Source organism: Aphanizomenon sp. CS-733/32, from assembly GCF_028330045.1.
Classification (GTDB): Bacteria; Cyanobacteriota; Cyanobacteriia; order Cyanobacteriales; family Nostocaceae; genus Dolichospermum; species Dolichospermum gracile.
The window spans coordinates 50497-64942 of record NZ_JAQMSE010000200.1 but is presented as its reverse complement, the minus strand read 5'-3'; the positions used below and the strand labels follow the sequence as shown (position 1 = coordinate 64942).

At 40.9% G+C, this 14446-nt stretch carries 12 protein-coding genes and 1 pseudogene; 6 read left to right on the top strand and 7 right to left on the bottom strand.

All coding sequences use genetic code 11. The features are described from left to right. Window positions 1-120 precede the first annotated feature (120 nt). The gene (gene rpsD, locus PN471_RS16135) at window positions 121-729 is read left to right on the top strand and encodes a 30S ribosomal protein S4 (protein ID WP_096668263.1); all 609 of its coding nucleotides are present in this window, start codon (window positions 121-123) and stop codon (window positions 727-729) included. A gap of 181 nt (window positions 730-910) precedes the next feature. Here rpsD and moaA read toward each other — a convergent pair. The 7 genes and pseudogenes from moaA to PN471_RS16100 form a co-directional block, all read right to left on the bottom strand. After that, a pseudogene (gene moaA, locus PN471_RS16130) lies at window positions 911-1897 on the bottom strand (GTP 3',8-cyclase MoaA). Window positions 1898-2200: 303 nt separating this feature from the next. Further along, entirely contained in the window at window positions 2201-2986 is a 786-nt protein-coding gene (locus tag PN471_RS16125; RefSeq protein ID WP_271777715.1) for a BMC domain-containing protein, read from the bottom strand. Between the two features lie 100 nt (window positions 2987-3086). After that, a complete protein-coding gene (locus tag PN471_RS16120; protein ID WP_271777714.1) occupies window positions 3087-3896 on the bottom strand; it encodes a transferase in 810 nt (269 codons plus the stop codon). A 151-nt stretch (window positions 3897-4047) separates the two neighbouring features. Further along, window positions 4048-5709 (bottom strand): ribulose bisphosphate carboxylase small subunit, encoded by a 1662-nt coding sequence (locus PN471_RS16115; RefSeq protein WP_271777713.1) that lies wholly within the window; start codon window positions 5707-5709, stop codon window positions 4048-4050. Window positions 5710-5866: 157 nt separating this feature from the next. Beyond that, the gene (locus PN471_RS16110) at window positions 5867-6172 is read right to left on the bottom strand and encodes a EutN/CcmL family microcompartment protein (protein WP_015080436.1); all 306 of its coding nucleotides are present in this window, start codon (window positions 6170-6172) and stop codon (window positions 5867-5869) included. Window positions 6173-6178: 6 nt separating this feature from the next. After that, window positions 6179-6523, bottom strand: a complete 345-nt coding sequence (locus tag PN471_RS16105) for a carbon dioxide-concentrating mechanism protein CcmK (RefSeq protein WP_015080435.1) — start codon at window positions 6521-6523, stop codon at window positions 6179-6181. A 93-nt stretch (window positions 6524-6616) separates the two neighbouring features. Next, window positions 6617-6925, bottom strand: a complete 309-nt coding sequence (locus tag PN471_RS16100) for a carbon dioxide-concentrating mechanism protein CcmK (protein ID WP_027401081.1) — start codon at window positions 6923-6925, stop codon at window positions 6617-6619. A gap of 658 nt (window positions 6926-7583) precedes the next feature. Between PN471_RS16100 and PN471_RS16095 the strand changes: the two genes are divergently transcribed. From PN471_RS16095 to PN471_RS16075, 5 genes are all read left to right on the top strand, one after another. After that, complete coding sequence (locus tag PN471_RS16095) at window positions 7584-9440, top strand: NAD(P)H-quinone oxidoreductase subunit F (RefSeq protein ID WP_271777712.1); 1857 nt, start codon at window positions 7584-7586, stop codon at window positions 9438-9440. A gap of 50 nt (window positions 9441-9490) precedes the next feature. Next, window positions 9491-10987, top strand: a complete 1497-nt coding sequence (locus tag PN471_RS16090; RefSeq protein WP_271777711.1) for an NADH-quinone oxidoreductase subunit M — start codon at window positions 9491-9493, stop codon at window positions 10985-10987. Window positions 10988-11064: 77 nt separating this feature from the next. After that, the gene (locus PN471_RS16085) at window positions 11065-12195 is read left to right on the top strand and encodes a CO2 hydration protein (protein ID WP_271777710.1); all 1131 of its coding nucleotides are present in this window, start codon (window positions 11065-11067) and stop codon (window positions 12193-12195) included. A 366-nt stretch (window positions 12196-12561) separates the two neighbouring features. Continuing rightward, entirely contained in the window at window positions 12562-13161 is a 600-nt protein-coding gene (locus tag PN471_RS16080; RefSeq protein WP_193896794.1) for a Uma2 family endonuclease, read from the top strand. Between the two features lie 289 nt (window positions 13162-13450). Then, window positions 13451-14293: a Cof-type HAD-IIB family hydrolase gene (locus tag PN471_RS16075; protein ID WP_271777709.1), complete on the top strand. Its 843-nt coding sequence runs from the start codon at window positions 13451-13453 to the stop codon at window positions 14291-14293. Window positions 14294-14446 lie beyond the last annotated feature (153 nt).

The following is a 14446-nucleotide window of genomic DNA, read 5'->3' as shown; positions in this document are numbered from 1 at the left end:
GCTTGTGAATATTAGCGGTGAATAAAAGACAATTTAGCTATAAAATGTCCATGCTTTTGGGAAATATGCCATAATGGTAGGCCTGAATAAAATTTTAGAAGGATTAAATTAAGGAAACTCATGTCCCGATATAGAGGACCCCGCCTCAGAATTGTCCGTCGTTTAGGCGAATTACCAGGCTTAACTCGGAAGAGTGCTAGACGTGCTTATCCCCCTGGACAACATGGTCAAAACCGTAAAAAGCGCTCTGAGTATGCTATCCGTTTAGAGGAAAAGCAAAAACTCCGCATGAACTACGGTTTAACTGAAAAACAAATGCTGCGTTATGTCCGTAAAGCTAGACGAGTATCTGGTTCTACAGGACAGGTGTTGCTGCAATTGTTAGAAATGCGCCTGGATAATACTGTTTTCCGCATGGGTATGGCTCCGACAATCCCCGCCGCCCGTCAATTGGTAAATCACGGTCATGTAACTGTTAATGGCAAACCAGTAAATATTGCCAGCTATCAATGTCGTCCTGGTGAAGAAGTCGCTGTGAGAAACAGAGAAGCTTCTAAGAAGTTGGTGGAAGCTAACTTGCAATATCCCGGTTTGGCTAACCTTCCTAGTCATTTAGAGTTTGATAAAACTAAGTTGGCTGGTAAGGTCAATGGTGTAATTGAACGGGAATGGGTAGCATTACAAGTTAATGAACTACTCGTGGTGGAATACTACTCACGTCAAGCGTAATAGTCAGTGGTCAGCGGTCAGTGGTCAGTGGTTATTAAAAAAGCAACAACTGACAACGAACAACTGACTAATGACTCCTACAGCACGGAGTAAATAAACCAGCCATTCTTAATCGTCAAAAAGCTTGCTCAATATTACTTTTGACTTTTGACTTTTGATTTTTGACTTCCGCCTTGCGGTACTAGCCGCCAATTTGCGACATGGTACGGGTGTATGTGCCGACAGTACCAGAGTCGCGTTGCTTAAAGTTTATTGCTGATTTGATATTTAAAATTTCTCTGACTTGTATTTGTAGGTCGGTGGTGCTAATACCAGTACGTAAAGCTGTTTTTAAGTCAATTTGACCTGTTTCGTTTAATAAGCAGGGACGTAGCCAACCATCGGCGCTCAGACGCATCCGGTTACAGCGATCGCAAAAACATTCTGACATTTGGCTAATAAATCCTATTGTACCTTTAGCCCCAGGAATTTGAAATACATCGGCAGGTCCATTACCACGAATTTGGGATTCTGTCAAGCCCCAACGTTGTCGGATGGATTGACGTAAATCGGCTGAAGATATCCAACCGCGATTTTCAAATAATTCTCCGTTACCAATCGGCATAAACTCAATAAATCGAACGTGCCATTGTTTATCAATAGTTAAAGCAGCTAAATCTAAAATTTCATGGTCATTAACGCCGGGAATTACTACTACATTTAATTTTAACGGGTCAAATCCTACATCATACGCGGTTTGGATACCTTGCCATACTTATTGCCAACGTCCACGCCCATGATTACCGATAATTTCTTCAAATATATGTGGATCTAAAGAATCTAAACTGATATTAATTCTTTTTAAACCTGCATCATAAAGACTTTGGGCAATGGGAGCGAGTAAAAATCCATTTGTAGTCATTCCTATATCTTCAGTTTGGGGAAAATGAGCAATTTTTTCAATTAAATCAACTAAGTGGGGACGGAGTAAAGGTTCACCACCAGTTAAGCGAAAGCGGGTAAAACCGACAGGGATAAATACTTCTTGAATGAGGGTAAGCAGTTCTTCATCAGTCAACAATTGTTCCTTGACAATATAATCAAGTTCTGTATCCGATGGCATACAGTATTGACAACGAAAATTGCAGCGATCAATTAAACTGATGCGGAGATAGTCCACCTTGGTGATAATTTCGCTAGTTGTCATAACTCCATTTTAAGTAATGGAACAGAATTAATTACACAACTGATTTTTCTGTTCCCAGTTAAGAGTTAAGAGTTCCCTCTCTCAACGAGTGAATTTAATTTTGTCCGACTACTTAATTGCTTGGCGTTCACCCAGTGTCCCGCAGGGATAGGTTTACGTTCCACAACCCAATCTACAAATCAAGGCTGATCGCTATTTATCTAGACTTCATCCGCAAAACCGGAAACGACCAAATCTCGTTCATCCACATGATGGTTAATTTGTACAGTGCGTAAGTCCTAGATATTATTCATCATTCCAAATTTCTTCCTTAACCCTCACAGGCAGTTTCGCCAAATCAGGCAACTCTACCGCTTCCACATCTGTTATTTTATCTTTAATATTAATAGGTATATTAACTGGTTGGCGTTCTTCCACCCAGCAACTAGCCACAGGCAAAGTTTCTTCCAACTCATCTAAAGGACGAGGAATCACCATTACGGCATTTAACTCACCAATGCGTTCCGCCTCAAACATCCCCGCTTCCACAGCTACAGCCACATTAGCCACCGAACCGCGAATAATTGCCGTACACAAACCAGCACCAATTTTTTCATAAGATGCTAACTGGACATCAGCAGCTTTAAGCATGGCATCACAAGCACCCACCATAGCGGGAAATCCGCGAGTTTCTACCAACCCAATCGCTTGATTACTCAAACGGCTGTATCCACCATTTCCCATAAATCGAGTCAGACGGTTAATAGGTAGAATTATATCTAAATTAGGATAAGGACGGGCAATTACCAAACTAGAAACCAACTGTCCAAACTGTTCAGCCGTTTGTACACCAGCTTCCACAGCCAAACGGACATCAGCAATGCCACCTCGGACGATTGCTGTACAATGACCACTACCAATTTTTTCATAGCCAACTAAGTGGACTCCAGCCGACTTTAACATCATGTCAGCCGTGCCAACTATAGCGGGAAAACTGAGAGTCGAGACTAAACCTAAAGCAGTGTCTTTGAGGCTATCACGGCGACGGGATGCATGAATATTACTCAAAGCACTTTGATTATATGTTTCCATCTAAATTTTCCGGGATAAGGTTCGTATAGCGTCTTCAATCACAGAAGAATGAAAACTAGCATTTCAATATGGACTTACGTTCATACTTCATACTTAACACCTAACCTGAAGAATTGTGAGAGTTTTCGTTACCCAAGGATTGTCTATGGGGAAATAATGTACTCAGTAGCCTATTTATGCTACCTTGTCCATAGATTTGCGTACCAAAAATGTTGTGAGTTTCTAGATCAGAATCGCCAGGTTCTAAGTCTTCGGAAGTGGTTTCTGGAGACTCTGGTAGCGGGGTTTGAATGGGCGTAGAATTACTAGCCACAGGCGTTTCTGACTCTGGTGGAGACTGGCTTTTCGGTGTAGGTGAAGGTGGCGATACAGGCGTGGATTGGTGTTTAAACTCTAGAAAAGCTGCAACCGAGAGTTGAGTTGAGGAAAATGCTTTTTCCTGTGCCTCTGGTTTCTGTGGTTGAAAATGAGAAGATTCTAGGTTTTCGGCTGCTTCCTCTGGTTTCTCTGGTTGAGAATTGGTAGATTCTGGTTGGACTGCTGACGGTTCCACAATCTGCCGACTAGTATCTCCCAAAATTGAACCAGAGGGAATAACTTGTCCTGGTGCTACGGAACAGTTAAAAACCGTTGTAGCTGAACCAATACAAGCATTAGCCCCAATTTTGCCTTCACCAACCATCAAGAAACCGGCTCCCAGGTTTGCTCCTGCTTCTATTTCTAGAATACCCTCACTTACTTGGAGAATTGACCCCATACCCAGGCATACTCCAGCCCCAATTACAATTTTACTGTTAGTAGCTGCTTGTAAAATTACCCCAGGAGCTATGACTGCACTGGGATGAATAATTACGTCGCCATGAATATGAGCATCAAATCTATCGCCCAGGCGTAGCAGCGATACAGACATGGAATTTATTACCTCGGAAGCCGGAAGTTGTCAGTTGTCAGTGGTTACTTGGAAGAAGGAAGAAGGAAGAAGGAAGAATGAAGAATGAAGAATGAAGAATGAAGAATGAAGAAAATTTCTCCCCTGCTCCCTGCTCCCTGCCTCCTGCCTCTTATGGACGTTGGATAATTGCTTCTAAGACGCGGCGTTTGGCTTTGGGGTCAGTCCCAACTAAGCGTACATATTCGCCTGGGTATTCAGATACGTATCCTTCTAAGGCAGCGATCGCTTCTCTTTCGGATGTAGCCTGAATTTGACCTGCAACTGTCCAAGTACCTGTACGGAAGCGGCGTTGATCTACGTGTTCAACCGCAATTTTTGCCCCACTTGATAACAGTTGGCGCAATTGACCTACTATTTCCGCGGTTAAACTGGTGCTAGTAGCTGTCGCCGTAGCAGTTGCAGAACTTGAACCTGTACTGGTAAATGATTTGGTGCTACCAGAAGATGTTACTTGTCCGTTTGGTCTTTGGATAATTGTTTCTAAGACACGGCGTTTAGCCTTGGTATCAATCCCAATCAAACGTACATACTCACCTTGATGAGTTTCTATACACTCTTCCAAAGCAGAAACAACTGCCTGAGTGGAATTAGATTGAATTGGTTCACAACTATTCCAAGAACCAGTACGGAAGCGGCGCTCATCTACGTGTTCTGTACCAATTTTGAAACCACCAGCCAAAAGTTGACGGATTTGATCTACAGTTTCGGCACTCAGTTTGGCACTACCAACACCGTTACCATTGCCATTACCGTTGTAGCTACTGGTAGATGCAGCCGCAGGAGCTTTGAAGCTAGATGTACCAGCAACTACACCATCAGGACGTTGAACAATAGTTTCTAATACCCGTCTTCTATTGTTGTCAATACCAAAAAGGCGCACATATTCGCCACTGTGATCTCGCAAACAAGATTCTACAGCCGCAACAGCTTCACCTAAAGACCGAGTTTCAATTGCTTGACAACTTTGCCAAGAACCTGTACGGAAACGTCTTTGGTCTACGTGTTCTGTGCCAATTTTAAATCCTTGTTCTAGTAGATAACGTAATTGATCTACTGTTTCTGCACCCAAGCTATAGCTCGCCACGTCACTACTCCTTTCTAACTCTTCAACTTCAATACTTGTATAAGATTTAGCACCAGGAAGATTAAGTTCATCCCGAATCGGCGCAATACACTTGCTATCCGCAGCACAGTGATAACCAGCCCTTAAAGCCTGATTAATCCCTACTACATGGTGAGCAAATTCTTGATCCTGTGCTTGTACATCTGGCAACCTGTCCGCTTGCTGCTGGGTAGTAATTATTGATCCAGAAGCTACGTATTTACCCGGTGGGATTTCCACATCTTGAATTAGGGCGTGCATCATCACTATGCAGCCTGCGCCCACTCTGGCATTAAATACCGTAGAACGGAAGCCGATAAAACAACTATCGCCAACGTAAGCGGGTCCATGAATTAGTGCCATGTGGGTAATGGAAGCACGTTTGCCAACCCATACTGAGTATTCCTTGCCATCATCACCGATGACTCGGCCTTGCTCCAACCCGTGAATGACGACACCATCTTGAATATTGGTATTTTCACCAACACAAAAAGGTGTTCCTTCATCTGCTCTAATCGAAGTACCGGGAGCAACGATGACATTTGCACCTATATTGACATCACCAATGAGGTTACAAGAAGAGTGGACAAACGCAGTTTCATGGATTTTTGGTTCTGCTAAACTCCTTGACCATGGGGTTGGGGGTGCCGCCGTGCTGCGGACTACCATTGCGAGATTCCTCCTGAAATAAGCTTTTTGTCAGTGGTCAGTGGTCAGTTGTTAGTTGTCAGTTGTCAGTTGTCAGTTGTCAGTTGTCAGTTTTTACTTCTTCTCTGTTCCCTGTTCCCTGTAACCTGTCACCTGTCACCTGTTCCCTATTCCCTGACTATCTATACTGGTCTTTTTTGCTGTAAATTACACGATCTTCAACGTAAATGGTGTCTATAATTGCCACTACTGCTGCGTCTAAGGGTCGTTGTTCATTACCTGATAATTGCCGAGCAGCACTGCCACGACTGACAAGTACCCACTCATCCACTCCTGCCCCTACACTGTTATCGGCGGCTACCTCGTATACTGGCAGGAGATTGCCATTTTCATCTATTAATTGCAACATTAGTAGCTTCACACCCCGCAGACTGGGATCTTTTTGAGTGCTAGTTACTGTGCCACGAACTCTGGCAATTTGCATTATTAATTATGGTCTTCTACCGAAAGGGCGGATTGTGTTAACACCTTCCCGGAACTGTTCTACATCTTCGGTATAACGAATGGGGAGGACATATTCCAAGTTTTCGTGGGGACGAGCAATAATGTGGGTAGATAGCACTTGTCCACCGTTAACGCGCTTAACTGATTCTACTCCAGCACCTACGGAAGCTTGAACTTCGGAAACATCACCACGAACGATAACTGTTACCCGACCACTACCGATTTTTTCATAACCAACCAAGGTAACACGAGCAGCTTTTACCATCGCATCAGCAGCTTCTACTACGGCTGGAAAGCCTAGAGTCTCTACCATTCCTACTGCAATTGACATTTGTTTTTGTCCTTAAATTAAATTTTTACTTGTACCAGATTTAAACTCAAGCCAGCAGCCCCGTTAATGTTTTTCGTTTAAACAGTAATTAGACTAAGCGCGGAACTGTTCTACAGCTTCTGTATAACGAATTGGCAAGACATATTCTAGGTTTTCATGAGGACGAGCAATGATGTGGGTAGATACCACTTCACCACCGTTGACTCTTTTAGCTGCTTCAATGCCGGCTGCTACTGAAGCTTGAACTTCAGAAACATCTCCTCTGACAATAACTGTAACCCGAGCGCTACCAATTTTTTCATATCCTACTAAAGTCACACGGGCAGCCTTCACCATTGCGTCAGCAGCTTCTACTACTGCGGGAAAGCCTTTAGTTTCAATCATTCCAACTGCAATTGGCATCGCAGAACTCCTCAAAATTTAATCGAATTAGAACTATGGGTGGAAATTTTGGACGGGGATGCTCATCCTGATCCGAAAATACTGCCACATTTAAGCTTATGAAACCTTGGCATCCCTGGCAACATAAATTACTATAATAGTTTGTAATAAAATATATTAAAAAAAGTTAACAAAAGTTCATACGGTCTTTTATAAGATTAAAGTTCACTGATCCCTAGAGTGACAACTTATGCTTTATAATTTCTTTATCACTTTGAGAACTACTATAGTTCATAGTCCAAGCTAATTCTTTGATGGGGAGGATTGGTGAGTGCTATATATGGGACGGACGGGCTACTGGCCATATCTTTCCTGTAATTCGCTATTGCCATAAATAGTGGGTAAAAATCTGCAAATTTTACCAACGTACTTAAAAAACAAATTTAAAAGAAGCAGAAAAATAAAAAAAATGTTGTTCAAAAATTATTAGCACATCTAAGATGTTAAATTATATTTAATGGCTCAATAATAGGCTAATCTAAAGTAAATGTGCTTAGGCATATTGAGCTAAAAAAAGTTAAGAAAACATAGATTTTCGCAAAGATATTGCTTTTTGATCAAATGATTATTTAAAGGCTGTTTAAGAGAATCGGAACTGAGTTGTCAAGGAAAATATTAGATGAATGAGTTTCTATTTTTAACGAGTTGCTTTGTGCCTCTTTATAGTTTACTAGGGGCAATTTTGACATTGCCTTGGAGTATAGGCATCATCCAGCGTACGGGACCTAGACCTGCGGCGTACTTGAATTTATTGACTACCATCTTAGGGTTTGTCCATAGTTTATTAGTATTTAAAGATATCTGGAATCGAGAACAGGCAAATTTAGTAATTACTTGGTTTCAAGCTGCTGATTTTCAATTATCTTTTGCTTTAGAAATTTCCGTAGTCAGTGTTGGGGCGACAGTTTTAATTACTGGATTAAGTCTATTGGCGCAAATTTACGCCCTAGGCTACATGGAAAAAGATTGGTCTTTAGCCAGATTTTTTGGTCTAGTCGGATTTTTTGAAGCTGCTCTGAGTGGTCTAGCAATTAGTGATTCTTTGTTTCTCAGCTATGCTTTGCTGGAAGTTCTCACCCTTTCGACTTATTTACTGGTGGGATTTTGGTATGCTCAACCGTTGGTAGTGACGGCGGCGCGAGATGCCTTCTTAACAAAGCGGGTAGGTGATTTATTGCTGCTAATGGCTGTGGTGACTCTTTCTACTTTAGCGGGTAGCTTAAACTTTTCGGATTTGTATGAGTGGGCGCAAACCGCTGATTTAAACCCTGTGACATCAACCTTGCTCTGTTTGGGTTTAATTGCCGGTCCTGCTGGTAAGTGCGCTCAATTTCCCCTGCATTTGTGGTTAGATGAGGCAATGGAGGGACCCAACCCAGCTTCGGTGATGCGGAATTCGTTGGTGGTAGCCGGGGGTGCTTATTTCCTCTACAAAGTCCAACCATTATTATATTTGTCCCCTATTGCCTTAAATACTTTGGTGGTTGTGGGGATAATGACAGCGGTGGGGGCGACATTGGTATCTCTAGCCCAAATTGATATTAAGCGATCGCTCTCCCATTCCACCAGTGCTTACATGGGATTAGTATTTTTGGCGGTAGGCTTGGAACAAGGTGGAGTGGCGTTAATGTTACTCCTGAGTCATGCTATTGCCAAAGCCTTATTATTCATGAGTTCTGGTTCAGTTATCTATACTACCCAAACCCAAGATTTAACGGAAATGGGGGGTTTGTGGTCAAAAATGCCAGCTACTACCACAGCTTTTATAGTCGGTTCGGCAGGTATGGTGACACTACTACCACTGGGCAGTTTTTGGGCAATGTTAGCTTGGGCTGACGGCTTGGTGAAGATTAGCCCTTGGGTAATTGTGGTTTTAATCTTAGTTAATGGCTTAACGGCTTTGAATTTAACTAGGGTATTCCGGTTAGTTTTTTGGGGACAACCGCAACCAAAAACCCGCCGCGCTCCAGAAGTTGGTTGGCCAATGGCATTACCAATGGTGACTTTAACTATCCTGACGCTATTATTACCCCTAATGCTACAGCAATGGTATTTATTACCTAGTTGGGAAAGCCTAGATTGGTATGTAGTCGGATCTTTAGTAGCTTCTACTATTGCTGGGGTGACTATTGGCGCAACAATTTATCTGCACAAGGCTTGGTCAAGATCGAGAATTTTGATTTGGAGATTTATCCAAGACCTATTAGGCTATGATTTTTACATAGACCGGATTTATCGTTTAACGATTGTAAGTGCTGTGGCGATGTTATCTCGGATATCCGCGTGGAGCGATCGCTTTTTGGTAGATGGTCTAGTGAACTTAGTCGGCTTTGCGGCGATTTTTAGCGGACAAAGTTTAAAATACAGCATTTCTGGTCAATCCCAAGGCTATATGCTCACAATCCTCATCGTTATTAGCATCCTGGGTTTTGCCATTAGTTTCTCATTAGGTTTATTCGATAAATTGCCTTTTTAGGGAACTCTGTCACCTGTACCCTGTCACCTGTACCCTGTCACCTAACTTTCATGCTCAGTACATTGATTTTACTGCCGTTAATTGGTGCGGCTTTTATTGGTTTCTATCCTTTTACCATCTCTGGTAAATTAACGCGAATCATCGCTTTTTTCTTTAGCATGATGATTTTCCTATGGAGTATTTTTCTAGGAATTCAGTTTAATCCTGGAGAAGTTGGTCAACAGTTTGCTGAATCATTGCCTTGGGTAGATGCTATTGGCTTAAACTACAATCTGGGTATAGATGGTTTATCTTTACCGTTGTTAATTCTCAATGGATTATTGACTTGCATTGCGATTTATAGTAGTGATGAATCCCAACAACGTCCGAGATTTTATTACTCTCTAATTTTGCTATTAAGTGCTGGAGTCACCGGGGCATTTTTAGCACAGGATTTATTATTATTCTTCCTGTTTTATGAGTTGGAACTAATACCTCTATATTTGCTAATTGCGATTTGGGGGGGAGAAAAACGGGGTTATGCAGCCACAAAATTTCTGATTTATACAGCTTTTTCAGGAATCGTCATTTTAGCTAGTTTCCTGGGGATGGTTTGGTTGAGTGGTTCTCCCAGTTTTGGACTAGCAACATTAAATGCCCAATCTCTACCCCTAGCAACGCAAATTTTACTCCTTGTCGGAATTTTGGTAGGTTTTGGGATTAAAATTCCCCTCGTTCCCTTCCATACTTGGCTACCAGATGCCCACGTTGAAGCCTCCACACCCATATCTGTGCTGTTGGCTGGGATATTATTAAAATTAGGGACTTATGGCTTACTGCGATTTGGGATGAACTTGTTACCAGATGCTTGGGCTTATGCAGCACCTTGGTTAGCCACATGGGCGGTAGTTAGCGTTTTGTTTGGGGCATCTTGTGCGATCGCCCAAACTGACATGAAAAAAATGGTAGCCTATAGTTCTATCGGTCACATGGGCTATGTCTTATTAGCAGCCGCCGCATCCACACCCCTCAGCGTCTTGGGTGCAGTCATGCAAATGATTAGTCATGGGTTAATATCCGCCATGTTATTCCTGTTGGTGGGAGTTGTCTACAAAAAAGCTGGTAGTCGGGATTTAAATGTCATTCGGGGACTACTGAACCCAGAACGAGGTTTACCAGTGATTGGTAGCTTAATGATTGTTGCCGTCATGGCTAGTGCTGGTGTACCGGGAATGGTGGGATTTATCTGCGAATTTGTGGTTTTTCGAGGCAGTTTTGCAGTTTTTCCCGTCCAAACATTGTTAGCAATGCTGGGAAATGGTTTAACGGCGGTTTACTTCCTAATTCTCTTAAATCGGGCCTTTTTCGGACGGTTATCAGCAGCAGTTACTAACCTACCTCGTGTGTATTGGAGCGATCGCATCCCTGCCATCATTTTAGCAGTAGCGATCGTTATTTTCGGCATTCAACCCAATTGGTTAGTCCATTATACCCAAGCCACAATTACCACAATGGTAAACACCAATAGTCATCATCTAGTCGCAAATCGGGAACTCTTGGATTCTTAACCACAATAAGCTCATCATAGACATCAAAAAAATCCCAAAAATCATAGTTCAGACATTTGCATCCCAGGAGAATTGACATGATCACAACTGAAAAAAATCCCCCTTACAACCCCCTAGCTGAATATATTCACCGCTTACAAACTGGTGGAGCATTATTGAAAGATAGTCCCGAAAACGTTCTAGAAGTTGTTGGTATTCTCAAAAGTTATGGTGTAGTTTTAGATGCCTATTCTAAAAATCTTATCTACATTGCTGAACATCAATTTTTAGTATTTTTTCCCTTCTTTAAATATTTTGATGGCGATATTTCTGTTGCTAAATTATTCCGCCATTTATGGCATGATCGGATTAATTTTGAATATGCTGAATATTGCATGAAAACCATGATGTGGCATGGTGGCGGCGGTTTAGACGCATACTTAGATACTCCAGAATTTCACGATAGAGCTAAAGCTGTTATTGCTGCTAAATTTAAATATAATCCCCTGATATGGGGACTCAATGAACTGTTTCCCGAATTTTTAATAGAACAGTTACGAGTCTCTGCTTATTACACTGGATTAGGTCAATTTTGGCGAGTCATGGCGGATATGTTTCTCAATTTATCAGATCCCTATGACAACGGTGAAATTAAATCAATTCCCCAAGTCGTCGAACATATTAAATTGGCTTTAGTTGCAGATGCCATGAAACCAATTACATATAGTGTTAAAATCGGCGATAAAGTTTATGATCTGATTCCCAAATCAGTTGGTTTAACCTTCCTTGTAGATACCGCAATTCCCTATGTAGAATCAGTATTTTTTAGAGGTACACCATTTTTAGGAACAGTTTCCTTAAACGCCCAAGCGTATCAAGTTCCCCCAGATCAATCTCGTTTCCAATATGGTGCATTATACGCAGATCCTTTACCTATTGGTAGTGCAGGTATTCCTCCCACTTTGTTAATGCAGGATATGCGTCATTATTTGCCGGAATATTTACATAATATTTATCGCCGCAGTCTCAGGAGTGAAGATGATTTGCGAGTACAAATTTGTATGAGTTTCCAAAAGTCTATGTTTTGTGTCACTAGTGCCGCAATTTTAGGACTTTTACCTTATCCTCTAGATAGTCAAGATTCATCTGAGCAAAAACATAATCAAGTTTATTTAGAAAAGTGGATGTCAAGATTAGAGAATTCCCGGTTATTAGAAGTGAATAAATAAAGTGGGTTCTTCGGTTCTTTTTATGGAAAACCCGGTTCAAAATCATGGGAAGGCTTATTGTGTGGGCATTTCATTGAAAGTATGGCGATGATTGTTTAGAACCCTTCTCCCGTAAGGATTTTGTTATGATCAATCCTCAATCACCATGATCAACTGCATTTCTAGTCAGAGATTAGAAACGAGATGTGGTAGGGATTTCAGCTTAAGTTGACACCAATAAGCTTTTACTTTACCCCTACCGATAGAATCGAACGATTAAGTCGTTTTGAGTGATGTCAATAAATTATGAATTAGTGTTAGAAGTCGGGGATCTGAAAATTAACTGTATAATCATTGATATTAGTTTCATCTGTGGAGTTAAATCTAATGACACAAGCTGCAATCACAAATTTAGAATTAATTCAACCTTTAGCTAATCATCAGGCTTTAACAGATGAGCAATTTATGTTATTGCCGGAAAATGATAATCTTTATGAATATGTGAATGGAAAGCTAATTATAGTGGCAAATTCAGGTGTAGAACATGGCTACTTAGCTCTAACTATTGGATATTTCCTAACGGGCTTTGTCCGTGATCATAAACTCGGAATAACTTGTGATTCTAGCACTGCTTTTAAGATGAAAACTGGTAACAAAAGATCACCTGATCTTGCTTTTATTTCTAAGGAAAGGTTAAAAGGTTTAAAACGATTACCCAAAGGTTTTTTTGATGGCGCTCCTGATTTAGCTGTAGAAATTATTTCTCCTAATAATACTTTTGAAGAAATTCATAATAAATTAGTCGAGTATTTCGAAAATGGAACTTGTTTAGCATGGGTAATTTTGCCAGATGAAGAATGTGTATTAGTTTATCACAAACCTAAGCCATCCCAGCTTTTGCAATTGGAAGATAGTCTTGATGGAGAAGATGTTATTCCTAATTTTAATTTGCCTTTGATAGAGTTATTTCGAGAATTATCTTTTTAGATATATAGGACTCCTATTTGATTTTTGATAGCTTGCGTGGCGTAGCCATAGAAGAATCAGTAGGTATCACTGAGTTAGAACGGATGATTTTATCTGTTAAACCATTTCTGTTTCTGAAATAGAGTGAAAAATAAAATACTAAAATAAATTAATCAGGTTGGTTTTGCTGTAATTCTTGTAATTATCATTTAGTACCTTCAATAGTTTTGACCATTTCCCTTATAATCAAGTTTACGCAAGTAAGTCTCTACTGTTAATTTTTTGCTAGAAGTTCAATTTTGGGGAATTTATGCACAAAGCACCTGCTGAAGTGAGTGATATTAAACTGTTGGTTTTAGATATAGACGGGACAATTGCTGGACATTCCAATACTCTTAGTCATATTGTCAAAGAAGTAATTGCTGCTGTACAAGCAAAGGGAATTAAAGTTGCTATAGCAACAGGAAGAATGTATTGTTCGGCTTTGCGGTTTCACCAGGAAATTGGCTCTACAATGCCTTTAGTAGCTTATCAAGGCGCTTGGATTCAAGATCCCAATACTCAGAAAATTCATCGTCATTTATCTGTATCTAGAGATATTTCCTTGCAATTACTAGAATACTTTGAACAGCCAGATTTGCGATCGCTCCTCTCCGTGCATTTTTACATCAACGACCAGCTTTATGTCCGAGAAATTACCAAAGAAACGGAAAATTATCAACAGCGCTGTGGTGTAAATGCTATTCCCGTCGGTGATTTACGTCAATTATTAGAGTATGAACCCACTAAAATTTTAGCTTTATGTGATGACGCAAACTTAATTCAACAACTTTTGGCTAATTTACGCCGCAGATATCAACCCACAGAATTATATATGACAACATCTGTGGCTACTTTCTTGGAAGCAGCTAATACTCATGTTAATAAAGGCAATGCCGTCCGCTATCTAGCGGAAGAAATACTAGGTTTAGAAAGTCATCATGTCATGACTATTGGTGATAATTTCAATGATGTAGAAATGCTCAGTTATGCTGGCATTGGTGTCGCTATGGGTGAGGCACCAGTCGAAGTGCAAGCGATCGCTCACTGGGTAGCACCTAGTGTAGAATTAGATGGTGCAGCGATCGCAATGGAAAAATTCTTACTTAATTAAAACTCTACACATAAGAAAAGACACCGACGACTGGCCGTGTTTCGTCTCGGTGTCCTTCCTAATTTCGCTCCTCACACACCTGCGATTCTATGCGGAGATATTTATTTTGTCAAGATAATTTCTCAAAGATTTTGTAAAGTTTGTGTGAATATC

Coding starts and splice junctions, on each gene's coding strand:
- rpsD (WP_096668263.1), top strand. CDS start 121: ATGTCCCGATATAGAGGACCCCGCCTCAGAATTGTCCGTCGTTTAGGC.
- PN471_RS16125 (WP_271777715.1), bottom strand. CDS start 2,986: ATGGAAACATATAATCAAAGTGCTTTGAGTAATATTCATGCATCCCGT.
- PN471_RS16120 (WP_271777714.1), bottom strand. CDS start 3,896: ATGTCTGTATCGCTGCTACGCCTGGGCGATAGATTTGATGCTCATATT.
- PN471_RS16115 (WP_271777713.1), bottom strand. CDS start 5,709: ATGGTAGTCCGCAGCACGGCGGCACCCCCAACCCCATGGTCAAGGAGT.
- PN471_RS16110 (WP_015080436.1), bottom strand. CDS start 6,172: ATGCAAATTGCCAGAGTTCGTGGCACAGTAACTAGCACTCAAAAAGAT.
- PN471_RS16105 (WP_015080435.1), bottom strand. CDS start 6,523: ATGTCAATTGCAGTAGGAATGGTAGAGACTCTAGGCTTTCCAGCCGTA.
- PN471_RS16100 (WP_027401081.1), bottom strand. CDS start 6,925: ATGCCAATTGCAGTTGGAATGATTGAAACTAAAGGCTTTCCCGCAGTA.
- PN471_RS16095 (WP_271777712.1), top strand. CDS start 7,584: ATGAATGAGTTTCTATTTTTAACGAGTTGCTTTGTGCCTCTTTATAGT.
- PN471_RS16090 (WP_271777711.1), top strand. CDS start 9,491: ATGCTCAGTACATTGATTTTACTGCCGTTAATTGGTGCGGCTTTTATT.
- PN471_RS16085 (WP_271777710.1), top strand. CDS start 11,065: ATGATCACAACTGAAAAAAATCCCCCTTACAACCCCCTAGCTGAATAT.
- PN471_RS16080 (WP_193896794.1), top strand. CDS start 12,562: ATGACACAAGCTGCAATCACAAATTTAGAATTAATTCAACCTTTAGCT.
- PN471_RS16075 (WP_271777709.1), top strand. CDS start 13,451: ATGCACAAAGCACCTGCTGAAGTGAGTGATATTAAACTGTTGGTTTTA.